The sequence below is a fragment of the Nostoc sp. JL34 genome, from assembly GCF_017114945.1.
Classification (GTDB): domain Bacteria; phylum Cyanobacteriota; class Cyanobacteriia; order Cyanobacteriales; family Nostocaceae; genus Nostoc.
Genome location: NZ_JABXKQ010000008.1, coordinates 1 through 24,548, shown reverse-complemented (window position 1 = coordinate 24,548; position 24,548 = coordinate 1). Strand labels below are relative to the sequence as shown.

The 24,548-nt window shown below is 36.7% G+C and carries 18 protein-coding genes; 2 read left to right on the top strand and 16 right to left on the bottom strand.

The window, feature by feature from the left end; all coding sequences use genetic code 11:
* Nucleotides 1-559: 559 nt before the first annotated feature.
* Nucleotides 560-1,114, top strand: coding sequence for a type IV pilin-like G/H family protein (locus HWQ44_RS00425; RefSeq protein WP_292713501.1), 555 nt, complete (start codon nucleotides 560-562; stop codon nucleotides 1,112-1,114).
* Between the two features lie 118 nt (nucleotides 1,115-1,232).
* Complete coding sequence (locus tag HWQ44_RS00420) at nucleotides 1,233-3,443, top strand: O-linked N-acetylglucosamine transferase, SPINDLY family protein (protein ID WP_292713500.1); 2,211 nt, start codon at nucleotides 1,233-1,235, stop codon at nucleotides 3,441-3,443.
* A 158-nt stretch (nucleotides 3,444-3,601) separates the two neighbouring features.
* Here the strand turns inward: HWQ44_RS00420 and HWQ44_RS00415 are convergent, their stop codons facing one another.
* From HWQ44_RS00415 to HWQ44_RS00335, 16 genes are all read right to left on the bottom strand, one after another.
* Nucleotides 3,602-5,749 carry a glycosyl transferase family 1 gene (locus HWQ44_RS00415; RefSeq protein ID WP_292713498.1) on the bottom strand — a complete coding sequence of 716 codons (2,148 nt, stop codon included), beginning with the start codon at nucleotides 5,747-5,749 and terminating at the stop codon, nucleotides 3,602-3,604.
* Nucleotides 5,750-5,883: 134 nt separating this feature from the next.
* A complete protein-coding gene (locus tag HWQ44_RS00410; RefSeq protein ID WP_292713496.1) occupies nucleotides 5,884-7,485 on the bottom strand; it encodes an FkbM family methyltransferase in 1,602 nt (533 codons plus the stop codon).
* 246 nt (nucleotides 7,486-7,731) lie between these two features.
* Nucleotides 7,732-13,329 (bottom strand): FkbM family methyltransferase, encoded by a 5,598-nt coding sequence (locus HWQ44_RS33470; protein WP_335202186.1) that lies wholly within the window; start codon nucleotides 13,327-13,329, stop codon nucleotides 7,732-7,734.
* Between the two features lie 282 nt (nucleotides 13,330-13,611).
* Entirely contained in the window at nucleotides 13,612-14,298 is a 687-nt protein-coding gene (locus HWQ44_RS00395) for a PIG-L deacetylase family protein (RefSeq protein WP_292713494.1), read from the bottom strand.
* The gene (locus HWQ44_RS00390; RefSeq protein ID WP_292713492.1) at nucleotides 14,295-14,996 is read right to left on the bottom strand and encodes a WbqC family protein; all 702 of its coding nucleotides are present in this window, start codon (nucleotides 14,994-14,996) and stop codon (nucleotides 14,295-14,297) included. Before HWQ44_RS00390 ends, HWQ44_RS00395 begins: the two co-directional genes overlap by 4 nt.
* A gap of 57 nt (nucleotides 14,997-15,053) precedes the next feature.
* Entirely contained in the window at nucleotides 15,054-15,731 is a 678-nt protein-coding gene (locus HWQ44_RS00385) for a class I SAM-dependent methyltransferase (protein WP_292713490.1), read from the bottom strand.
* A gap of 244 nt (nucleotides 15,732-15,975) precedes the next feature.
* On the bottom strand, nucleotides 15,976-16,569 hold the full coding sequence (gene pseH, locus HWQ44_RS00380; protein ID WP_292713488.1) for a UDP-4-amino-4,6-dideoxy-N-acetyl-beta-L-altrosamine N-acetyltransferase: 594 nt from the start codon (nucleotides 16,567-16,569) through the stop codon (nucleotides 15,976-15,978).
* A gap of 13 nt (nucleotides 16,570-16,582) precedes the next feature.
* A complete protein-coding gene (locus tag HWQ44_RS00375) occupies nucleotides 16,583-17,269 on the bottom strand; it encodes a class I SAM-dependent methyltransferase (protein WP_292713486.1) in 687 nt (228 codons plus the stop codon).
* A gap of 51 nt (nucleotides 17,270-17,320) precedes the next feature.
* The gene (locus HWQ44_RS00370) at nucleotides 17,321-18,370 is read right to left on the bottom strand and encodes an N-acetylneuraminate synthase family protein (protein ID WP_292713484.1); all 1,050 of its coding nucleotides are present in this window, start codon (nucleotides 18,368-18,370) and stop codon (nucleotides 17,321-17,323) included.
* Complete coding sequence (gene pseG, locus HWQ44_RS00365) at nucleotides 18,367-19,404, bottom strand: UDP-2,4-diacetamido-2,4,6-trideoxy-beta-L-altropyranose hydrolase (RefSeq protein ID WP_292713482.1); 1,038 nt, start codon at nucleotides 19,402-19,404, stop codon at nucleotides 18,367-18,369. The genes HWQ44_RS00370 and pseG overlap by 4 nt, the downstream gene beginning before the upstream one ends.
* Nucleotides 19,401-20,039 (bottom strand): pseudaminic acid biosynthesis-associated methylase, encoded by a 639-nt coding sequence (locus HWQ44_RS00360; protein WP_292713480.1) that lies wholly within the window; start codon nucleotides 20,037-20,039, stop codon nucleotides 19,401-19,403. Before HWQ44_RS00360 ends, pseG begins: the two co-directional genes overlap by 4 nt.
* Complete coding sequence (locus tag HWQ44_RS00355; RefSeq protein WP_292713478.1) at nucleotides 20,029-20,766, bottom strand: glycosyltransferase family protein; 738 nt, start codon at nucleotides 20,764-20,766, stop codon at nucleotides 20,029-20,031. The genes HWQ44_RS00360 and HWQ44_RS00355 overlap by 11 nt, the downstream gene beginning before the upstream one ends.
* A complete protein-coding gene (gene pseC / locus HWQ44_RS00350; RefSeq protein ID WP_292713476.1) occupies nucleotides 20,763-21,938 on the bottom strand; it encodes a UDP-4-amino-4,6-dideoxy-N-acetyl-beta-L-altrosamine transaminase in 1,176 nt (391 codons plus the stop codon). Before pseC ends, HWQ44_RS00355 begins: the two co-directional genes overlap by 4 nt.
* Before the next feature lie 8 nt (nucleotides 21,939-21,946).
* Nucleotides 21,947-22,753 carry a hypothetical protein gene (locus tag HWQ44_RS00345; RefSeq protein WP_292713474.1) on the bottom strand — a complete coding sequence of 269 codons (807 nt, stop codon included), beginning with the start codon at nucleotides 22,751-22,753 and terminating at the stop codon, nucleotides 21,947-21,949.
* Between the two features lie 29 nt (nucleotides 22,754-22,782).
* Nucleotides 22,783-23,772, bottom strand: coding sequence for a UDP-N-acetylglucosamine 4,6-dehydratase (inverting) (gene pseB / locus HWQ44_RS00340; RefSeq protein ID WP_292713472.1), 990 nt, complete (start codon nucleotides 23,770-23,772; stop codon nucleotides 22,783-22,785).
* A gap of 58 nt (nucleotides 23,773-23,830) precedes the next feature.
* Entirely contained in the window at nucleotides 23,831-24,256 is a 426-nt protein-coding gene (locus HWQ44_RS00335; RefSeq protein WP_292713470.1) for a tetratricopeptide repeat protein, read from the bottom strand.
* Between the last annotated feature and the right edge of the window lie 292 nt (nucleotides 24,257-24,548).

Below are 24,548 nucleotides of genomic sequence, written 5' to 3'. Positions count from 1 at the left end.
ATAGTACAAAAATACTATATAGAGCGATCGCACTGTGCCAGTTGCGTAAGTCCTGGTAAAATTAACCTCATATATTTGACAATGCACAGTTTAATGTATTGCCAAAGCTAGATTACCAAACTGTTATATGAATTTGGTCAAGCAAACCCTTTTCTTTGAGACTCTTTACAAAAATAGACATCTCTTGCTCAATTTCCATATATTTTCATAAGCAAGTATGTATAGTACATTCCATTCCACCCTGTCAACTGTCCCATAGAGTCTTCATAAGTTGGAAATGGGGTTTTAATAACCTGCAACCAGTATCAATCTCTATCTCCCCACATAGTCTCAATAGATAGCTTTGTTTAACTGAACAATGGTGAGATTAGATATTCTGAACTGATAAAACCCTTTATAGATAAGGAAAATAGCCTATAATCTAACGCGCTCGCGATATAAATAAAAACACAGTTGAATAGTTGAAAAAGAATTTTAGGTGGGGTGATATGAAACCAAATATGAGTGGGTAAGTTACATCTAGAACACACAAGCGCTTCCTACCCCAGGAAAAACACTTATGAAAACCGAATTGAAAGCAAAGTTTCTCCAACACCTCCTCGGCAAAAAGAAGGAAAATGAGGGTTTTACACTCATTGAACTATTAGTAGTAATTATCATCATTGGTATTTTGTCTGCGATCGCTTTGCCATCTTTCCTCAACCAAGCTAACAAAGGTAAACAGTCAGAAGCTAAACAGTATACTGGTTCTATGAACCGCTCTCAGCAAGCATATCTTTTGGAAAATGGTGATTTTACCACTGTCATGGATAAGCTAGGCCTTGGGATTAGAACCCAAACTGAGAATTATGCATACGCTATTAATGGGAATACTACTCTGGTTGCCAACAATGGTATATCTCTGAAAGGGACTCTCAAATCCTATAAGGGTGTTGTTGTTAAATCAATCGTATTATCTACCAGTGAAGCAACTACTCTAGCCGTATTATGCCAGTCTGATGCTGTTGGCGATCGGAGTGCTGAAGTAGCAAGCTTTGGTACAGCTGGAGCCTCATCAGGTACTCCAATACAACCTGGTTGTAACACAGGCTTTTCTGAGTTGACTTCTAAGTAACAACTTAAGTTCTATATCTAATTGCAAGTTTTATAACAGTGGGTAGTCTCGGCTACCCACTTTAATTTTGTTGTGAATTCTGGGAATAGTACTAGTACTATCCTGAAAATTCTTGACTATGACTTCTGTCCAAATTATTACTGACATCTCTCCATTAGAGCAGCAAGCCCAGCAATATTTTATCAAAGGTAACTATACTCAAGCTGCTAGCCGCTATGAACAAGCCATCGAAACAGAACCAGAAGTGAAATCTCACTATTGGAACTTAGGATTAATGTTGCTATTGCAAGGACAAGAAGCAGAAGCGCAAATGACTTGGCTGCTGGGTATGGAGGAAGGAGAAGCCCAACAAGTTGAGCAATGGACTGCGGAATTGATAAAGGTTCTGCAAACCGAAGCCGAACGCAGAGAGACACTGGCAGATTATTCATTTGCTTGGGCAATTCGCCAACATATACGGGAAATTTCTCCGAAATATGTGAATAATCTTCTGTATTTGATTGAGCTATCTATTAAGCTAGAAAATTTTACTGGTGATGAATTAACTTCCCTAGAGGTAATTGAGTTAATTCAGTCAGAAGTAATTATAGATATTGAGTTATTGTTGCGAGTATTGGAGAGGATCATCAATGATGACCCTTTACACCCCTCTGTCCTAGAGTTTGCAGAGTGTTGTCTAACCCATGTTATTCAGCCTCAACCTTTCATTAATATTTTGCTGCCAGCCGCAGTCAAAATCGCCCATTCTATGCGGCAAACTAAAATAGCAGTATTAATAATAGAGCTATGTTTGCGCCTTGAACCTGAAAATCTAGAACTTCTGCGCCATCTCGCTGCTTTTTATCTAAGAGATAATAATTATTCTCAAGGAATAGAAGTAGCTAAGTTATGCTACTCACTATCAAAGACTGTAAGTGACCAAGTTTTTGCCAAACACCTGATACAGCGAGGATTAATAGAAGCCCCTGCTTATTGGAACGAAGCTTATGCAGTTTTCCTTGAGCAGGAATATTTACTAAACTCTTTGGTAGAACAACAACCTATAAATCTGGAATCAGCTAGGGTATTGCGTCTCTTCAATGCTAATTCTTATGCATCTTACTTACAAGATAACCCGCTAAAAAATAGACAAATTCAGAATCAAGTGGCGCAACTTTGTCAGCTTAACGTGCAAGAATATGCCAATGAAATAGTTAAACGATATAAACAACGTAGTTTATATAAAGCAAATAAGCAAATAAAGATTGGCTACTTATCCCATTGTTTATCTCAGCATTCAGTTGGTTGGTTGGCTAGGTGGCTAATTCAGCATCACAACCGTGAAAAGTTTGATATTTATGGCTATTTTATAAATTATAAACAAGTAGATGATCCATTACAAGAATGGTATGTTCAGCAATTTACTCAAGCTTATCAAGGTGGAATTTATACTGACGATATTGCCGAAAAAATTTACGAAGATGAGATTGATATTTTAATCGATTTGGATAGTATTACCTTAGATATTACTTGTGAAATTATGGCGCTTAAACCTGCACCTGTGCAAGCAACGTGGTTAGGTTGGGATGCTTCAGGAATACCAGCAGTTGATTACTTTATTGCCGATCCTTATGTTCTACCAGAATCTGCTCAGGAATACTATACAGAAAAAATCTGGAGATTACCCCAAACCTATATAGCAGTAGATGGTTTTGAGGTAGGTGTGCCAACTTTACGACGGGACTCTCTTGATATTCCTAGTGATGCTGTAGTTTATCTCAGCGCTCAAAGAGGATTTAAGCGCCATCCTGATACAGCACGGCTGCAAATGAAAATTATTAAGGAAGTACCTAATAGCTATTTTTTGATTAAAGGAATAGCAGACACAGAAGCTGTGCAGAAATTTTTTATGCAGTTAGCAGAGGAAGAGGGTGTAGAGTGTTCACGTCTGCGGTTTTTACCTTTGGATATCTCTGAGTCTGTCCACAGAGCTAATTTAGCCATTGCGGATATTGTATTAGATACTTATCCTTATAATGGCGCGACGACAACCTTAGAAACACTCTGGATGGGTATTCCTTTAGTAAGCAGAGTTGGACAGCAATTTGCTGCCCGAAATAGCTACACCATGATGATGAATGCTGGTATTACAGAAGGTATTGCATGGACTGATGAAGAGTATGTAGAGTGGGGTGTGCGATTGGGGAAAGATGAAGCTTTACGCCAACAGGTGGCTTTGAAATTAAAAGCATCTCGACAAACAGCACCACTGTGGAATGGAAAACAATTCACTCGTGAGATGGAGAAGGCTTACGAGCAAATGTGGCAGAACTATATTGAGGAAAAATAAGCTTAAAGGGCGGTTATAAACCTCGTCTACAACAGGCAAAACCCACGGAAGTGGGTTTCAAACCCTCAATTTTTCCTTAATCCTTCGAGAACATGGCGAACGTTTATGTAGCCGCGAATCCCATTATTCCTGGCTCTAAGTTGACTAAAATTACAAATTTAAGCACTAAAGTGCTTACTACAAACTTGTTGATAGAAGGCTTCTAAACCTGCGACACAAGCTTTATCATCAAAGAGACGATCGTGATTTTGGCTCATTCTTTCGGCAATAGCGCCTCGCCAAGCCTGATCTAGTCCTAATTTGACAGCAATTTCGATATATTCGGCTTCATTTTGAGCGATGGTATCTGTCACTCCTAACATTTTTAAGAAGCTATCAGAGTGACGGCTCCGCATAAATTCTCCAGGACAGGTGACAATGGGGAGATTACAAGCGATCGCTTCTAAAGTAGTATTACCACCAGACCAAGTAAATGTGTCTAAATAAATATCTGAAAGCAAGTTAATCATTAGATAGTCTAGTCGCTCTGGAATGCTGATAAATACACAGTAATCCTCGCTGTTAAGTCCAACAGTAGAAAAAGCACGCTTCAGGCGTGGCTCAAGTAAAGTACCACGCAAAAACACAAATTTAGCTTGAGGAAGGCGACGAGCAATTTCCGCAAAAATAAAATCATATTGGGGTAGATATTTAAAAGGAGCTTGGCAGCATAAATAGATAACTGCATCATCTTCTAGCCCAAAATCGGAACGGGTTTTGATAACAGGAGGAATATATGGCTTAGGATAAGAAACCCCAATATTGGGTAAGCGAATTAATGTTTCTGAGTAATGTTCTTGGGCATTTTCAGGTTCCATTAACTCGCTAGATAAAAAGTAATCAATTGTGGGTAAGCCTGTTGTCACCGGATGTCCCCAAGCCACGCATTGCAAAGGTGCAAGCCGCAAACCCGCCATTTGCATGGTTTGGGCATCCATACCTATTTCAGGAAAGACTAAAATATGCAATTTATCAGCAATTATCTGTTCACAAGCTGCTGGTAAGTTATGAGGAATATGGTGAAAAACATCGCTGTAATTTTGGAACTGTTGGGTAACAGGATCTGACTCATTTCCTGTGTAGTAACAGTAAACTTCAAAGTTTTGGCGATCGCAGTAACGTAACCAGCCAGTTAACCACAGTGTGCCACTATAAGAATGCAGGTAATGTGAAGCGTAACCAATACGAATTTTTTGATTAGGCTGAAGCTTAGGCATAGATAAAGGAACTACCCATTGTGGATAATTAGCTGCCATAATTTCATGTACTAACTTTCCATATTGGCGTTGCAAATCTATATCATTTTGTGCTTGATATGATAAGTAAAAGTTTGTGAGACGACCTATACCTGCTAAAGCACTATGTTGCTCTTCTGTAGTTTTGATAGATGTTTGCTCAATTAAATTTCGTAATCCTTGAGCGTAGCTTTGGCGATAGAAGTTAATTTCCTCTATGTTTTCATATATTGATGGAACTGTTAAATATTTGAGGATTTTAAAAGTATAATCATCAGGTAAGCATTTAGCAGCATTTTCTGCACTTAAAATTGCTTCTTCAATACGTCCATTTCGCCGCAAATCGATTATTAATGAAAAATGTAATCTTCCTTCTGTAGGGTAAAGTTTAATTCCTTGCTGAAGAGTGTTAAAATATTGTTCTAGCAGGTTTAAATGTCTATAGCAATAACTTAAATTGTAATAAATATCTACATCATCCAATTGGATTTCTAAAAGTTTTTTATATTGAACGATCGCTTCTATCCATCTGCCTTCTTGAAACAATCTAGTACTTAAATCAAAAACTAATTGCCCGACATGTATATTATGGAAGCGTTCTATTTTATACGTAGGGACTTTCTCTATTATAAATGATGCTAAACCTTCTAGATTTTCATGTTGTAGAATAATTCGACCGTGGAGGAAAGGAGCTATAGCTCTCAGTTCAAGTTCATCTAAATTTTCCAGCAGAGAAATTTCACATTCTACAGTAATATCAAAATCTTCTGTTAGTAGCAGATTCATAGCCACAGTAGACAAAACTAAATTGGCATCATCTTCAGATATGCCATTAGTATTTATAAGTAACGTTATCTGGTTACTATCAGAATGATTTATTACTGTTTTAATTACTTGTTCTAATTCTACAATTAGCGACTCTTCTGATTGCGACCAATCAGGAAAAATTATAATATTTATATTTCCATATTTCACAGCTAATGTGTCTGTAATAGATCCTTCTGCTCTGTTACTTAAGTTAATCTCTCTCACTTGTTAATTACCTTTATTTAACTAATATTTTTAATATAAAAGTACTTAAAAATTTTGCTTTTATCCTCAAGCAATTACCTAACAATAGATAATATTTAAAAGTAAAAATCACAATCTATAATCTAAAAATAAAGTTAATCATAATCTTTTTGAAGTGGCAAAGCAATGAAGTTTAGCTGCTCATTAAAATCACTAGTAGAATTAACTAATATCAATTTTTGTGTGTAAGCTTGATAGTAAAATAGTTTATATCCTATATTTCTTAAATACTGTTCAACCTCAATATTGCTGACTTGACTATCTGAAATATTTTCATATAAGATAACCGGGGCAAACTGAGTAAGTAATTTTTGACTACCTACAAGTACTGCCATTTCATGACCTTCTGCATCTATTTTGAGAAAATCGACTTTCTCAATATTTTCTTGCTCAATTAGGCTATCTAAAGTAAAACAAGTAACTTCCTCAAAAGCGTCAGAAGGCATATTCTCTGCTGCATCACTAGAAATCACCTGGTTGAGTTCGCTAGCAGGATGTAGTAATAACTTTACAGTACCATTGCGATCGCTAGCTGCCCCTGCACAAACATTTACCCATGAAAATTGGTTAATTCTAGAGGTTTCTTGCAAGCAACGTACACAACCTGAGAAAGGTTCAACTGCTAAAACTCTTCCCTGTGAGCCAACTTTTAAGGCAGCACTGAAAGTATAGACTCCCACATTAGCGCCAACATCAATAACCGTCATCCCAGGTTTAATACTATTGCGCCAAAACTCCATTTCTTTTTCAAACCAGTCTTGCTCGGTAATTAACACGCTGGTGACAATACTACGCAAGCTTGGCTCAACTGCCATGATTAAATCACCTTCAAAAGGTACATAAGTAAACAGGCCATCTTTGGGTAATTTAGTCCAATGCCACTCTGGAGATGAGGAATTTGACTGATAAAATTTACGGGAGACTTCCTGCCAGTAACCTGCAACTTCTATCTGGTTTAAGTCTCGGTAAGCCAAGTACAGTGCGTGAAGAGTTGGTGCGTAATCTGGCACTAACTTTATAGATTGATGTAAATATAAAATTCCTTCTGGTTCCCCATATATTAAACTAGATATTCCTAGCTTTAGACTAACATTAACTGAGTTTTCTAAAACTCGATCAACCAGATGTAACATACGACGACTTGCAGTAGTGTAAAACGCTATCTGCGAACGACAGATTATTTCACTTAACAAAAATAATGCTTGCTGATAGCTATTATCAGAGCGTAAAATAGTTTTAAATGACTTTTGATAATTACCAGAAATATTTTTTTGATTTTCAAATATATATATTAAAAAGCTAGAATGATTATCGTAATTTGTATAAGCAGACTGAAGAGTGTTGATAAAAGTATTAAATGCTATCTTTGTTGCTGTTGATATTTCTCCAATCATGCTATGAATTAAAGTAATATGGGCAGAACAAATTGGGTGCCTATCTATGTTAAAACCATTATTTAGGGCTTCAAAAGCTATTTCCAGATAAACTGAGCGCATGACTAAATTATCATTACACTGTTCTGCTTCTATCAGAGCTACTACTGCCAAGTTATTCCAATCAACTGAGGAATTGGGATTATCCCAAGAAGTTTTCGCCAGAATTAGAGCAATCTTCGATAAAGTATCAGTATCAACAGATGGAATTAATTGTTGAATATATTGTAAATAGACATCATTAGGAGAACGAGCAGATTCCATATATAAACCTGGGTATAACTAGTTATCTAAATCTTGTTTAAGATAGAGTAGATACATAGTTAATTAATAAAGCTATCTACTCTGGCATCAATTTGAGCTAGAAAAGCTTCTCACTCAATATCTGCAAAATTACCAAACAGAGAAATTTCTAATACTTCAATAATCTCTAAAATTTCTTTCATTAGAAAGTTTATATTGACACTAGATAAAAACACTTTGGCGTTCTCAACACCAATATTTCTCCCATTAAGGAGTAGGGTATACATTTGAACCTCTGATAAAATCATTATACTCAGATGCTATTTGTGGAATAAGATGACTATATCTTTCTGGAAAGGCAACTATATCTGTATAATAAAAAGTATTATTTTTGGTATAAATATTGTTAAACAGATACTCATTAATTTGCTCTAAATATTGAGATGAACATCCATAAAATAACGGATTACCAAAATTATCCATAACGATATATTGGGTATAATTCATATTTTTTAATTCATTAAGTAAATCTTTCGCAAGCTCTATATTTTTTAGGGATGAAATTTCATTTTCCCAATAAAGTATGGGATTATGTTCTTTAATTATACTCAGAGAAGATAATAGAATTTCAAAGTCAAATCCATCAGTATCAGTTTTTATGAGTATACACGTACCTAAATTTGAACTTTTAATAATTGATTCTAATGAATCTGATTTCAAACTTTTAGTTTTACTTTCTACTGCTCTTGCTGTACCCCTATTTTTTACCAGTTCTACATTTTGGAAATTGTTTCCTGATACAAAAGAATTTACAAAAACAATTCTTTGGTTATATTCTGAAAGGTTATGTTCCATAATATCAAAGAATTCTTTATCTGCTTCTATACATATAATTGGGTTTAAGCAATATTGCAGTAGCAGAGCTGTTGTATCACCAACGTTTGCTCCAATATCAACTATAAAGTCTTGATTATTTGGTAAATATTTAGCGATAATACCTATAAATTTGTCATAAAGTCTAAACCTATTCTGATAATGTGGCAAAACATGATCGTAGGGAAGATTTATAGAAATATCTTTAACATTGTAAGTAATAAATTTTTTAGATGATTGATATTTAATTTGTTTTTCTTGCTTCAGGAGAATATTTAGATGATTGCTTAAGTTATCAATTTGGCAAGAAGGTATTTTAGCTAGTAGCACTTGGGCTAAAGCTTGTTGAGCCTCATGTTCTAAAATAATTCTGGCATTGATGCGAGGTAGCAAAGCGTCCCACTGAATATCAGCTAATTTTTCCACTAGAGAAATTTCTAATCTTTCGGTAACGTCTAAATCTTCCTGTACCAAAAGATTTATAACTACACTAGATAAAAACAGTTCAGCATCCTCACTAGCAATGTTAACAGTATCGATAAGTAGGGTAATTTTTTCACTTTTTTCACTATTAGGATGAGTAGTAATTGTCTTAATAACTTGTTGCAACTCTAAACCAAGAGACTCTTCTGGTTGTGACCAATCAGGGAAAATAATTAGATTAATTGTATTGAGATTTAAAGAAATAAGTGTAGCTTTAATTAATACAGTACTGACAGTTTGCGCCATTTTCATCCAAGAAAACTGTTGTACCTGTAATAAACCTGCCGTAATTAATAAATTACGAACAGCTGGTTTTTGTACTTCACAAAGTGCATTTGTCATTTCATGTACATCATCATCATTCACATATATTGCAGCTTCACCTGCAACTTCTGGAATTGAAGCATTAGGACAAGTAATCACAGGACAACCACAAGCCATTGCTTCTACTATGGGCAACCCAAAACCTTCATACTTAGAAGGATAAACTAATGCGATAGCACCAGAGTAAGCTATTGCTAACTCTTCATCACTGAGATGCAGCATATGAACAATGCTACCTAATGTATAGTCTCTAAATTCTGGTGATAATACACCATCATTTCCTGTAACGACAATATCAAATCCATAGCTACTTGGAAGCTGTGAAAAAGCTTTGAAAAACAAAATACTATTCTTATAAATATTCCCAAGGCGGACTAACAGAAAGTAAGGTTTGGTAATACCATATTTTATTTTAAATTGATGAATATTCTCCTGATTAGCTACTGAAAATTTTGTATGGTCAACTCCATTCTCAGCGATTATTACAGACTCCAAGGATATTTCTGGAAAGTAGGTTACTAAATCACGTGCTGTATTTTTTGAAACAGCAATAAAGGCAGACGCGTGTTTAATTGCATAATGTTTTTCTTGCCAGATAATATGATTTAAGTTGGAACCTATTAGTTCTGCTATCATGTCATGAGCTATGAATACAGAAGGTGTAGTAGTCGGCGTTGTATGGTACGACGAAATAAATAAATCTGCACTTTCTTCATCGCACACTTGCTGTAGCATGGATCGATCAGAGTCAATATTGTCGTAATCATGATATGGTATTGTGCGATATCTAATACCAGGAACTATGGGTGCAGTGCCATCACGGTCAAGGAGAATAATATGTTTAGCAAATCCATTTTTTACCCATTCTTCTAACAAGGATTTCCAGACACGAGCAATGCCAGTTTGATAAAGTTGAAAGAAAACACCATCAACAATAATTATTGGTATTGTTTTTTGAATTTGTGCAATTTGCTGCTGCATTTCATCTGGTTGTAAAAATCGCCAATTATTGCTGCTGAGTTCTTTTTGTGCAATTGGTACTACACCCAATGTTTCAGCAGTATCAACCCTCGTTTCATCTGTTACCCATGATAAGTATTCACGCAAAAGAACTGGAAACTTAGTTGTTTCCTGCAAAGTTTGCCATTCATAAGCAGCATTAATATAACCATAATATTGCTCTTTAAATTGCAATTGTTTTGCTGTTACATAGGCAAAATGCTGGAAAACTAAACCAATTTTCTCAGTTTCTTGATGTAAAAAAGGATTGATTGCTGCCACATTTTGATATTCACCATCTAATGAGGTTTCTACTAATACGGGAGGTTCATGTGCTGCCCAAAATACTCCTGGTTTAAATCTCCATGTTCTTAGCCACTCTAGTTGAGGATTCTGTGTGTAACAATTACGAGTACTGATAATTAATTTTTCACCAACAAAACACCAGCACCAATAGAAAGCAGCTGTTTTCTCAAGATTGCTAATGAACATTTCTCTAGCAGCACAAATCTGCTCTAATGTCCACAATTCATCTACATCAACCTGCCACAACAAACATTCCTCTTGAATGTTGATAAGTGGTGCATTGACCATTTCTCGTTTTCCGTCCCAAAAAATACTTTCTGGTTTTCGATATATTGTTATTTGAGTCGGAAAAAGTTGTGCTATTTCATCTAGATATTCTGTAGTCCCGTCGTAACTACGACCATTTTTATGCATTTCCTTACTGATATTTGCACCCAGTTTCACACTCCAACCTGTATCGTGCTTTAAGTCGGCTACCCCTTCAATAATATGCCAATGCCACTTAAAAGGAAGATGTTTAAATACTTCAATGTGATACCGAATAAACGGTTGCCCATTTAGGACTATAGTAAAAAAGTGAATTGGTAATTCTGGCGTTGAGTTATTAACAGCCTCCAAGACTTCTAATTCTTGACGAATAACCAGCTTAGGCAGTTCAATTTTACAAATATTATCACTGTTAAAAACGGATTCAAATAAGTATTGAGCAGCTTGATTTTCTGGGATTATTCTGACTTCTTGTAAAATTTCTCTTAGTGTACTCTTTCTAATTATTCCAAATAACAACACACTAAGCGGAATATTGAGTAGTGGAAGTACTTCTAATGCTTGCGGATATGTAATATTTTTCTGGCGAAATACAAGTTTTTCTTGTTTCTTGAATACCCCTGAAATAAATATGCCATCCTCTATTCTGTTTTCTACAGATGATAGCCAACCCCCTGTAAAAACTCCATTTATATCTTGAGAATCTGTAGATGTTAGGATATCAATGGCTGAAGATATAAATGAATCATCATACTGAGTATAATTGTTGGCAACAAGTATATAGTCTGCTACTATATTTTCCGTTAAAGATAAAATAGAGTCTGCAACAGTTTGATAATCGCTTAATTCACAATCATTAATTTCGTATATTACTATATTTTTATATCGAGATTTATGCAAAGAATCAGACAAAATTTGACTTTCAATTGTGGAATTAAATTTGTATATTAGATATATAACAGCTACTACACAAATGTCTGAAGCCAAATTATGATGATTTAAACTCTGTTCTCTTACTAGAATTTTATGATTTTCTATTTCTTGTAATTCTTGCTTGTAAAAAGCCTCTTCTTGTTCTAGCAATCGATTATCTAAATTGTTGTTAGGTAAATTTTCAAGGGAAGAACCTAGCATAATCCTGTTACAAACTTTATCTAAGGTTGGATCATTACCTGGCTGCAAATCATCTAAAGTTTCAAATCTCAAGTCGTGGAAATAAAAATTCTTTATACCAATTGAGCTAAATTTATGAGAAAATTTAAAGAAGTAAGCATTCGTAAAGCGATAAAGTCTCTTGAAATCTTCTGCTGTTAATTTAGATGAATCTGCTAATAAATTATCAACGAGTTGATTTAGATGTTCAATACTAGTATCTTGAATAGTGTATCGTGAGGCTTTTTCATAAGATGAAGTTGCTAATGTTGCTGTTGGTACACCTCTAGCGATCGCTTCAATTGCCACTGTGCTAAAAAAGGCGATCGCTGCATCTGTATGCCAAAGCAATGCATAGGAGGTTAACTGCTCAGAAGGCATTACAACGCGGATATTTTCAGGTAGAGAAAATACCTGTTGATAAGCTTTTGACAAAGAATCTGTTTCTATTGGAGTATCTTTATTACCTCCTATATAAGGATGATGACGAATTACTAAGTATTCATTTCTATTTTTAAATATCTCTATTAAATTGGTAATTATATTAAATTGATCAGTAATTCTTGCTCTATCATCTAATGCTGCTAATTCATCTTCACTTGAGGTAAATACTGCAAAAACTTTAGCCTCTAAAGGTATTCTTAATTGACGACGAATATCTATATGATTTGTTGGAAAATTATAAAATGATGGCCAGTTCATATCCAAGCCATATTCACGATTTATGAAATAATTTTTGGTTTGTGCTAGTTCTTCATTACTTAGTGTTGTATTCTGCCAATTTTTTACACACTTTAAAAGTGGCTGTGTATTCAATGTAGTAGTGTTATCGAAAAATATAAAACTATCATCAATCCAACCTCTTTCGTGAGTTATGACATCGATTTTTAGCTGACGTGCTACTTCAAATGCAATGCGATAGGGAGCAAATCGTCCATTAAATAAAAATAAATTACTTGGTTTATAATTATTAAATAGTTTAATCAGTGCATTATAAGTAACTAAAGCATCAATTAAATATTTTTTATGAACTCTTTGGATATGATTACTAGCTAGTCCTGTAACAGATATCCGAAAGTAGGTATAAATAGTTGAAGTTACCCATTTACCAATTGGTAAATCATTATATACAGCATTATTATAATTTTCAGGACTGACTGTTTTTATCCAATTGTTAGCAATGGTGTAATCATCATTTTCAATAAAGTTACGTATTTGTGTGTATGGTAGACCAAATAAATCTTCAAAAAAGTTTTTGCCTACTTTAGAACAGCTTTTGCATAATTCTTCGCTGCTATTAAACCTTGTAATAGCGCAGTCATTGTAAATGCCGTCACAACCTACAACCAAAACTTCACAGTCACGAAGTTGTAATGCAGTAGCTACAACAGCATCCAGTTGATTATGAATTAACCACAAGCCATAGGGAGAGAAGAAAAGAACTTTATTTTTGGTAGACATAACGTTGATTTACTTCCTAAAAAAATATTTTAGTGATGTGAAAATATCTCCCATTTCCAAGACTGGAGCAATGCAAAGCGATCGCCTATTAACTCAAGCAATCTAACGCTATATCTACTATGTATCCAAGGGGAATTCTACTGATAAATTTGTCTAGATTTACGCTAACCGCAAAATTAATTCTGTGAATTCACGGTGATTACAGGATAGTAAACTTTTGTAAAAATTTAAATCAACTACTTAGAGTTGCAACTGTAACAGCAATATCTCACCTTCACTGCCTCAACTAATCACTCTTCTTCCCAAGATAAAAGCCTCAGCAGCTTCCACACCTACACTAGCACCACGCCAGCGAGCTAGGTGCTCTAAAGCTGCAACAGAACGAGCATGAGGCCAAGGACGCATCTCAGACTCATAAGCTGCTAATGCCTCTAGTTTCAAACTTAAGGTTTCTGATATATCCACAAACCAGTTTGGTACAAAGGCAGGAGCTGAACCAGGAGTCTGCCATTCAGTACTAGAAGCAATTTCAAAAAACAGCAGAGTTTTAACAGTACTACCAGGCATCGGTCGAGTAGCAGTTACTACCGCTTGATGAATACGGCAGTGGTCAATATTAACATCACCAATATGGTGAGTATAAATAATTTCTGGCTGATATTGAACAATTTCTTGTTCTATGACTTTAGTTATGTCTAACAAGTCGCAACTGTCCATGCGGTTATCAGGGAAGTCATGCAGCGTAAGGGAAGTCACACCTAAGATTTCACTAGCTTGATGTGCTACTTCAGCCAAAGCTGAAAGTTCATTTTGTAGCTTTTTGCGATCGCGCTGTGGAGTACGGCTGGTAGCTCCTTCTGCCAAAATAAGAACATGAACAATATCACCTTGCTGAGTGTGTTTAGCGATCGCACCACCACAACCCAGTACTTCATCATCTGGATGAGCAGCCACTATAAGAATGTTCATTGTTTAATCTCATCCTGCCCACTCATAAGGATATCCAAACTATCAGCACCGCAGTTGAACAGTAAATCAATCGCTGCCAAGTTTGGCAAGAACTCATTATGTAGTTGTGGATAAACAGGATGGTTATAATCTTGGTAATGAATATTAATACCTGCATCAGCAAAGGCGGCTTCGTCTATATAGTTCCTACCTTGGGAACCAGACAAATATACTGTTGCGCCCACAGCCTTACAGATATTGAGAATGAGTTCTGACCCTTTCCCCTGTATGCCCAGATCAGTGGCTTTGATAAATTGAGGCTGCTCAAGTCCTAAGCATTCACACAAAATATCTGTTAGGGACAAGTTTAAGTCAGTCAGACTATGCCATATTTTCTCTTTGTAAATACTATGTAATCGTTCGACAAAAGAACAGAAGTAAGGAGAGTTACCATAATAGGTCTTTATGGTTCCCCAGTGTTTCCACTGCCAAAATTGTTCATTATCTACCAGTACCTCAGGAATCATGGCACGGTAGTTGGCTTTGACTGGTACAGTAAGCCACGTCGAACCCCGATCAGTCTTTACTTTATTGCGGTTTTCCCAATCACGGGGGGTGTATTGGACTGTATCTAGGTAAATAAATAAATCACTAATTGCAATGCGGTGAAAGTAGCCAAGCCAAGGCTGATAGCGTGGTTGACTAATAGTGACGATCATCTTTCCTCCTTATAGAGATAGCAAGTAGGCTGGCTTGATTATATAGATACAATCATTTCATTTGTAACAGGGTTCCCGGTACATATAGATGGTAAAGTCATGGAGTATGTAGTCATGACGTAGAACTACCCAGGGAGTCAGAGTACGACAAAACTGAACTGTAGCCAAAGGATCTGCATAAAACTCTCCAGATTCTTTCTTTTCAGCCCAGTTACTTAGGGAATTGAAAGCTACAGCTTTGCTACAGCTTTCAAACATTGTCTGTATAGTTTTTTCCATTAGCTCCCTATCGCCGAAGTTAAATAAGCCACTGCCTAATACATAGTCAGCTATCCAGTTATTGTCTGACTCCAAAATGCTACCTTCTTGAAATAGATAAGTGGGATAACACTCACGAGCGCAACCTACCATCTCTGGTATAATATCAATGCCCAGATATTTACCTTGAAAATTTAGTGCCGATAAATGCTCAACTAAATGACCTATTCCACAGCCCACGTCCAGAATTGTGGCATTTTCAATATTTCCAACTTCTAATAATATCCGAAATCGATTGGTCTGCCCCTGACTTGACCCCCAATCAACTGCTTGAAATGTCGCTCCATATTGTTGAATCAATGGTAGATAATGTGTTCGTATTCGTCTTGTATACTCTTGAGACTTCAACAGATTGACATCAATATCTCCGGAAAAAGCTTCGTCGGGCAAATTTTTTTGAGTTTTCTGTACAACCATCTTGCAATGTTCCTTGGGACAGTATAAGGGAAATCGAACACGGATAAAGCCTGCTTTAGTAAAAGCTGATATCGAAGAGTAATTTTCGTTGCAAATATGAGCAAGGAAAACATACGACGCACCATTAATTCCAAGTAAGCCATCAGTTCTGTCTGACGCAGGTAAAAAATACCACTGGCAAACACATAGTTAAAACAAAGTTGCAAATTGTATTCAATTATCAAATGTCTAAGAATAAATAACCTTAGTCAATTTGGGTAATATCTCTATTTTCTATATTTCTTCTTACACGCCCTAAAATTTTTTGTAGCCTTTGCTCAATTTGTGGATGTTTAATATCCCACTCTTCTCTCAAAATGGCCATAGAAACAACATCAAAGAAACGACCTGCTTTAAATATATGTTGTCGAAAATACCCTTCTTGAGTAAACCCAAAACTTTTATGTAAATCTATGACCGATTGATTAAATTGAAAAACTTCACAGCAAAGTTTATTGAGTTGTAATTTTTCAAATACATACTTCAATGCTAGTTCTTCTACAAATCCACCAATGCCTTTGCCTCTTATATCGGTGCTGGCTAAATAAAATGCCCAGTAGCAATATTTATTTTTATAGTCAATGTTGTAAAAATCAACAGTGCCCACATCCTTTTTAGCATAAGTGATAATAAAATGCTTTCTGGTTGTATCGTGAAAACTCTGCTGGAACCACTTTTCATGTTCTTCAGGAGTGATATAGTGATCGCTATACATATATTGGGCGACTTCAGGTAGGTTACGCCACTGGCGAATTGTTTCTTTATCTTCTTGTAGAATATCTCGCAAAGCAATCAACATATTTTCATCCTGATTAATATACCTTTTCAGATATCGCCCGCCATTCAGCATGTAACATATACTGCGGTTGTATCTGTTCAACTATTTCCAGGTGCTGTAGCGAAAGCAGTTTCCAGGCGTCTGTCAATAAACTTTCTACCTCACGCCTCCCATATAAGCAAATTTGCCCCACTCCTACCAATGTGCCAGCAGAGATATCTAAAGTTAGCCCATCAGATCCCGGCCGTCCAGATACATAACTGCTATGGCGATCGCTATAAGGGTTAAAGAAGAATTTTCCACCTGTTTGCAGGACACGTCTAATTTCAGCTACCGTCTGTTGTGCCACTGAAAGACCACAGCAAGTAATAGCACCCCGATCTATAACCAAATCAAAATAGTTATTCTCAAAAGGTAGTTGATTAAAAGTACCTGTTCGGAAGTCACCAGTTAAATTATCTTCAGCAAAACGCTTTTGTGCATACTTGACCGCACTGTGACTAGCATCAATACCAGATACACAAAACCCCTCACGCGCTGCGAACCAAAGATTACTACCTGTGCCACAACCAACTTCTAGAATTCTCACCTCATGGCGTGGCTTGTGATGTGGATAATGCCGGAAAACAAAGCTTACTACTGCATCCCAAGGATAGCGCTGCGAATGCCCCTGGCTATATTTCTCTTCCCAAATTGGATCGAAGGTTAGTGTTTCACTCATATAAAATCTATAGTTTTGAAAATACGATCTGTTGCTGGTTACGGAAATACTTTAATTCAAGTTTGATAACTCAATAACTTTGTTGGCTAGTAAGGCATATTTAAGAGTGCGTCCTACTAGTAAATATGAATGAGCTGGTGGTATACCCGTCCCAGGACGCTGGAAGACAATATCATTTTGGGTCAACAAATGCCCTGCTGGTAATGAATGTGCTGCTACACAGGATAGCCGAAAGTTTTGACGGCCTTGTGTTTCGCTAGGTGTGGGGCCCACGGATGAATTACCCAGACATTTTTCTGTTTTTCTCACTGCTGTAACGAGATTCCGAAATTCATCTGGGTCAGATGAGAACCAGTGATCTGGCCCCGGCAAATTTTTATCCAGCGTAAAATGTTTTTCAATCCAACAGGCTCCTAAGGTCACTGCTCCAACTGCCCCACTAATGCCCTCAGTATGGTCGCTGAATCCTACTAAGCATCCAAAAACTGCTGACAGCGCTGGGATTTTACGTAGGTGTACATCTTCAGGTGGCGTTGGGTAGGATGAAGTGCAGTGAAGCAGAATTAGCTGGTTATTTCCTGTCTCGTAGAAGGTATGTAAGGCGTCGTCAATTTCTGCCAGTGTTGCCATACCTGTTGAAAGTACTGTAGGCAAGCCTGTTTGTCCCATCTGTCGAATCAGGGGTAAATGTGTAAGGTAATCAGAGCCATTTTTCAATACTGGCGCACCAATTTCTACTAAATCCCTAATGCCACCTTCACTAGTAGGGGTACTGTGAAAGCTGATTAAGCGGCGATCGCAGTAGGCTTTTAATTCCCCTAGCGATTCCATTGTTAATTCATACCGTTTAAACATCTCATACTGGGTTTCAATAACAGTCTTACCTTGAGAAATATACTCGTAAGTCAGAGACTTATCAGAGATGAAATCTTCAGTTCTATAGTTTTGAAACTTGACTGCATCGGCACCAGCATCAACAGCTGCATCAATTGTCTTCTTGGCTAATTCAATATCGCCATTATGGTTAATACCAATTTCTGCCACCAAGAAACAAGGCTGGCCTCCTCCAATTAAGCGTTCACCAATGCGAATTGGATTCATTTTTTTGCCTCCAATAGTATGGTTGCTATTCTGGTAGTGCCATAACCATCTACCAATTTCTGACCCTTTTGGGTAATTTCCATCCTGACTTGCTTTGCTAAGAGTAATTTTTTAATTCCTTGTGCGATCTCTACTTCTGAAATATCTTGATGCCACCCCAAATTAACAGCCACATTGATTTTGCCTAGTTTTTTAGCAGTATCTTGCTGATTATCTGCCAAAATTAGAACAATACTGGGTAAACCCATAAAAGCGAGTTCCCAAGATGTAGAGCCAGCAGCAGCGATCGCTACATCAGCCCAAGCCATGAGATCGGGCATATTTGTTACATTTCTTTCTAGACGGATAGGAAACTGCAACTTTTGACTAGCCGATCGCAGTTGCTCATAATGCGGATTACTTCCTCCAACTACAACAACTACTTCTAGCCCTTCTACTTCTACTTCTTGCAATCCTTGAATTACCTTGAGAGTTACATTATCTGGATCTGCACCACCTAGTGTAACTAGTAACTTCTTAGCTATTGGAGGGAGCGATCGCTGCCATCCTCGCCACTGCCAAAACTCCCGTCGCAAAAGGCTATAGCTTGTACCAAGTAACAATTGAGTATATGGCTGTCGATTTATATACAATCCCTCATCAGCATGAATATTTTGATTTAAAATAATGTCAGCATGGTAATGTTTTGCGTGTCCATAATCATCAATGAATAAAAGTTTTAGCTCAAATTCCTTGATGATTTCTTGATACTTAGCACCGAAATAGTAGCCATCTACCACAACCCAACTTGCATTAAACTGACGTGCTAGTTTTGCTGTTTCTTCAGCATCTTCAGTACTTCCAAGCTGAATCGGCAGGTGGATAACTTCCATTCCCTCCGACTTTAACCGAGTTTTCAAATTTGCTGCTTCCGTCGCCATAACAAAAATTGCCTGACCACCTGCATCTTGCCAAGCCTGAGCCAAAGCCAGACAACGCATTACATGACCTGTACCTATTTGTGTTGATGCATCTGCCCGAATAAATAGTTTCATTTGCAACCAGTCTTTTCTAATAAAAACCAAGTTACATCATCCTGTGGAAATTGATTATCGCGGTGATAGACAAAACCATAATCTAATAGATGTAAATCATCAAATTTATCAAGCATCTCACCGGCAAAGTCCCGCTTAAATAATTTACCCTGATGACCACGATAATTTACCTCTACAGGTGTGGAATTATAATATTCTGCAATACAAATATAACGATTACTAACTTGATAAAGTAGTTCATATACCTTCGGTAGCATATCCGAACTGATATGTATCAACACTCCCTTAACAACAGCCAGATCATATTTATAAACGGGTACAAAGTCGAGAATTGATTGGTGGTAAACCTTATAATCATTATGTCCTTGCAATTTTTCTACAGCTTTTTGGTTAATTTCCACTGCCGAAATTTCTACTCTAGGAATAAGTTCTTTAATTGCCTGTAGATTAAGACCTATATTGGCACCAAGCTCAATTAGCGATTGAATAGAGTTAGTTCTTGAAAGGATTTTTGCAAATAGTGAAATATTGCTAGCACTTGAAATATATTCCTGATTTCTATTGATGTATTCATCACCAAAGCTACCAGCCCAAAAATGTTCTTGCTCAGTTCTAAAATCAGAGTTATTTACCATATTGTTTTTGTTCCACATGTGCATTAATTAGTGCCCAATCAGGATACTGTTTGAGCAAATCCAAACAATCCTCCAAAGTAAAATTTGGAAAGTTAGGATAAAGCGCTTCAATAATTCTTTTGATAAGTTCAAAATCATCTGCTGTATCCACTGTCCAGCGATGTAAACTTTGATTTTCTGAATAAACTACCTGAGTCAATCGATAACGTTCAGGCTGTATATTAATGAACGGAGTAACATGCTCCCGTTCGAGTTGTTCTGTTGCTTCTAAAAATGCCTGATGTAATGCTAGAAAAGAAAAAACCTCAGTATCCATTCCTCGTGGGTAGCTTCTCTCTAAACAGTTAGAAACATAATCATATTTATATCTATAATCCAGATAAAATTGAATTACTTTGTCAATCACTTGTGGATCAATAAGCGGGCAATCGGAGGTGATCCGAACCACTACATCTGCATGATGCTCTTTAGCCGCGCTATGATATCTGGCTAGCACATCATTTTCTGAACCTCTAAAATATGGTACTGAAAGGCGATTACAAAGTTCAATGATTGGCAAATCTGTACTATTTATGGTAGTAGCAATTACAATTTCATCAGCCAACTTGACTCGCTTTAATCTCTCAATCTGATATTCTAATAAAGGCTTATCCAATACCTTTTTGAGTACTTTTCCAGGAAGGCGAGTTGAAGTCATTCTTGCCTGAACAATAATTACAGTTTTCATGTCAGGCTCTCTCTTAGCGAAATTACTACTTTATCCTGACTCTCTTTATTTAGCCCATAATATAAGGGGATAGTAATAGCTTCCTCGTAGTATTGCTCAACCTGTGGAAAGTCTCCTAATTGAAAACCTAATTTTTGGTAGTAAGGTTGTGTATGAACTGGAATGTAGTGCAAATTAACACCAACTCCTGTGCTGCGAAGTTCTTCAAATATCTGTCGATGAGTTTTATTAATCTTATCCAGCTTGAGCCGAATTACATATAAATGCCAACTAGATTCAGAATCAGGGTGTTGCCAAGGTAACATCAGGGGTAAATCTTGTAGTAGCTGATTATATCTTTGAGCTATCAACTGCCGACGTTCTACAAACTCATCCAGTCGTTGTACTTGACTAGCACCCAATGCTGCTTGGATATCTGTCATCCGATAGTTGAAGCCTAATTCCAGTTGCTGATAATACCAAGAACCGTTAGATTCTCCTTGCATCAAATCTGGATTGCGAGTTATGCCATGACTTCTTAATCTAATTAATCTCTGATACAATTCCTCATGATTTGTTAGCACCATACCACCTTCACCAGTTGTGATAATTTTAACTGGATGAAAGCTAAAAACTGCCATATCGGAAAATTGGCAGGAACCAATACGTTTTCCCTGATAGCTTCCGCCAATCGCATGAGAAGCATCTTCGATAATTTTGAAACCATAACGCTGTGATAAAGAAGAAATTTGTTCCATCTCACAAGATTGCCCTGCAAAATGAACAGGTATTAATACTTTAGGCAAACAACTTTGCTTTTCTGCCTCAGCTAACTTACGTTCTAATTCATCTACGCTCAAATTGTAGGTATTGGGGTTAATATCAACAAAGTCAACCTTTGCACCACAGTAAAGTCCACAATTAGCTGAGGCAACAAAGGTATTTGGTGATGTCCAGAGAATATCTCCTTGTCCCAAATCAGCAGCAAGACAAGCAATATGTAATGCAGCTGTCGCACTAGAAACTGCTACGGCATATTTCGCTCCACAATAATTAGCAACAGCTTGCTCAAATCTCTCTATAGCTGGGCCTTGAGTAATCCAGTCTGAGCGCAAAACTTCAATTACAGCATCAATATCTTCTTGACTTATACTTTGTCGTCCGTATGGAATAAAATTAAAATAATTAGCCATAACAAGCTTTATTTAAATCTCCAAACTACTATATTGGTTGAATTGAGAGGATTGATACCAATATAATCTGAATGATATTCAATAATTTCAATATCATCTCTATCTCTCAATAGAGTAATTAAATCATGATTATAATCATTAATTTCAATATAGCGATTTCTCATTATACCTACAAAAGATGTTCTATCTATCAAAAAAGTGGGTTCAAAATTTACAACTAAATCAATATTATCTTTATTCGCAGACAATCCTTCAATGAAGTATTTTGCACTGGGAATCTGCTCTACACTATGACTAGTTAAAACTAAACTTCTATTTTTAATAAGCAAATAATCATCTAAGTTATAGTAATTAAATATTTTAATATCAAATCCTATGGAATTACCTAGCATAACTGCATTTGTAGAGTATTCACCTCCATATATTTCTGGACAGATATTTTTGAGATATGAAAAATTATAACCATAGCCACAACCAAGTTCACAAATCCTGTCTGGATTATATCTTCTAATTACATTTACAATAGACGAATAGTAAATGGAGAAAGCTAATTCATGAGGAGTTTCAAAAAGTTCTTCGCCAAGTGAAATAAAAATATCATTTTTCTCATTTAGACCAGCTAGCTCAAGTTCTTTTTTTTTGTAAAGCTCAATATCTGTAAATTGAAACTTTAAAAGAGAGGCGTACTTATCCTGGTTATATTCTCGCTCAATTTGTTCCAGATCACGTTTTTTAGGGAATGCTTCTAATCCAATTATTCTCTTAGTCCAAGGATTACATAAAGACAAATACTCATTCCAGCTTGCTTTTTTCATTTCTATTTGCTTTTTTTACAGAATATTACTCATTGTTTCAATATATCCAGTAGTTGGAAACCTTTTAGCCATTCTGTATTGATCTCAGAGCTATACTCAAACCCTTCTGGAACGGCGAATCCTTTTTCACTTAAAGCGTTGCAGGCGTAATCCACAGAATGAGCATATTCAATAGTTGGTCTAATTACATAATGATCTGAAAACTCCAATACTAAATGTGAAGCCTCAGAAGAAAACATTGCTTCATGTAATTTTTCTCCTGGTCTAATACCAACAACTTTAATTGGAACTCCGGGTGCAAGTGTTTCAGCTAAATCGGTAATTTTCATTGAAGGAATCTTAGGTACAAATATTTCTCCTCCTTGCATTCTTTCAAAGCTGTTAAAAACTAAATTTACAGCTTGTTGGAGGGTAATCCAAAAGCGGGTCATGCGTGGATCTGTAATGGGAATCTCTGGGGCTTTTTCTTGAATGAGTTTTTGAAAGAAAGGCACTACCGAGCCTCTTGAACCGACAACATTACCGTAGCGAACTACAGCAAATCGGGTTTTCATTGTCCCAACAATATTATTAGCTGCAACAAAAAGTTTATCAGCAGCTAGCTTGGTTGCACCATAGAGATTAATTGGATTAACTGCTTTATCTGTTGAGAGGGCAATCACCTTTTCTACTTCTTGATCAAGGGCGATATCAATGACATTATTTGCCCCATGAATATTAGTTTTAATACATTCCATTGGGTTGTACTCAGCAGCAGGAATATGCTTGAGTGCCGCAGCATGAATAACATAATCGACACCCCGCATTGCCAGACGTAGCCGATCGCGATCGCGCACATCTCCAATGAAATAGCGCATCACCGGTGCATTAAACTCCTGCGCCATTTCGTACTGCTTCAGTTCATCCCGTGAATAAACTATGACTTTCTGAGGTTGATATCGGCTGAGAATCGTTTTCACAAATTGCTTGCCGAAGGAGCCTGTACCACCAGTGATTAAAATAGATTTACTATCAAACATTTTTTGTTTATTTTTAATCTCAAAATTATTATTTTCCAAAAATATTTAAGTGAAACTTTTACTTAGATTTGGGCAGCTTATTTGTGCTGCGATCGCTATTATCCTGTTGCTTTTTAATCTGCTGTAATACAACTTTGTAATCTTGCCGTTCAGGGTACAACTTCACCAGCTTCTCCAATGGTTCTATCGCACCTTTAGTATCCTTCAATTTCAACCGTAACCAGGACAGTTTCTCTAAAGCATGTTGGTTTTCTGGTTCTCGTTGTAAAATCAGCTCGTAGCCCTGCGCCTGTTGCTGTAATCCTGACTCAGGAGAAGCAGACGCAGTTACTGGCTTAGGTTGACTAGCTTGTTGTATTGCTGGAATTACTGCAAACACCGTAGAACCAACAAACGACACTAATGACACTATCGTGACAATCTTTTTTCGCCGCTCAATCTGCTTTTTGCGGGAAATTAGGTATTCATCCCCCGAACCAGTCATGCTTCACATACTTGCTGCGGTAAATACTGAGGTATTAGCAAGTCTCCCGTTCTGAGGATACCCACTTGCTCAACAGAAACTAACATCTCCGCTACAAATTTTTTACACAAAATTCAAATGCTGACTCTGAAGACGAGGAAACTTTATGGTAAGCCTATGCCGCACCGACAATTCTGCCATGCGATCACTCCCATCCTTCAAAGCAAAACCCTCTCCTGCCACTAGACGGGGCAACCCTATAGAACCCATTTGACATCTAAGAAGGTGCAGCAAGCCTCTTAACCATCAACCG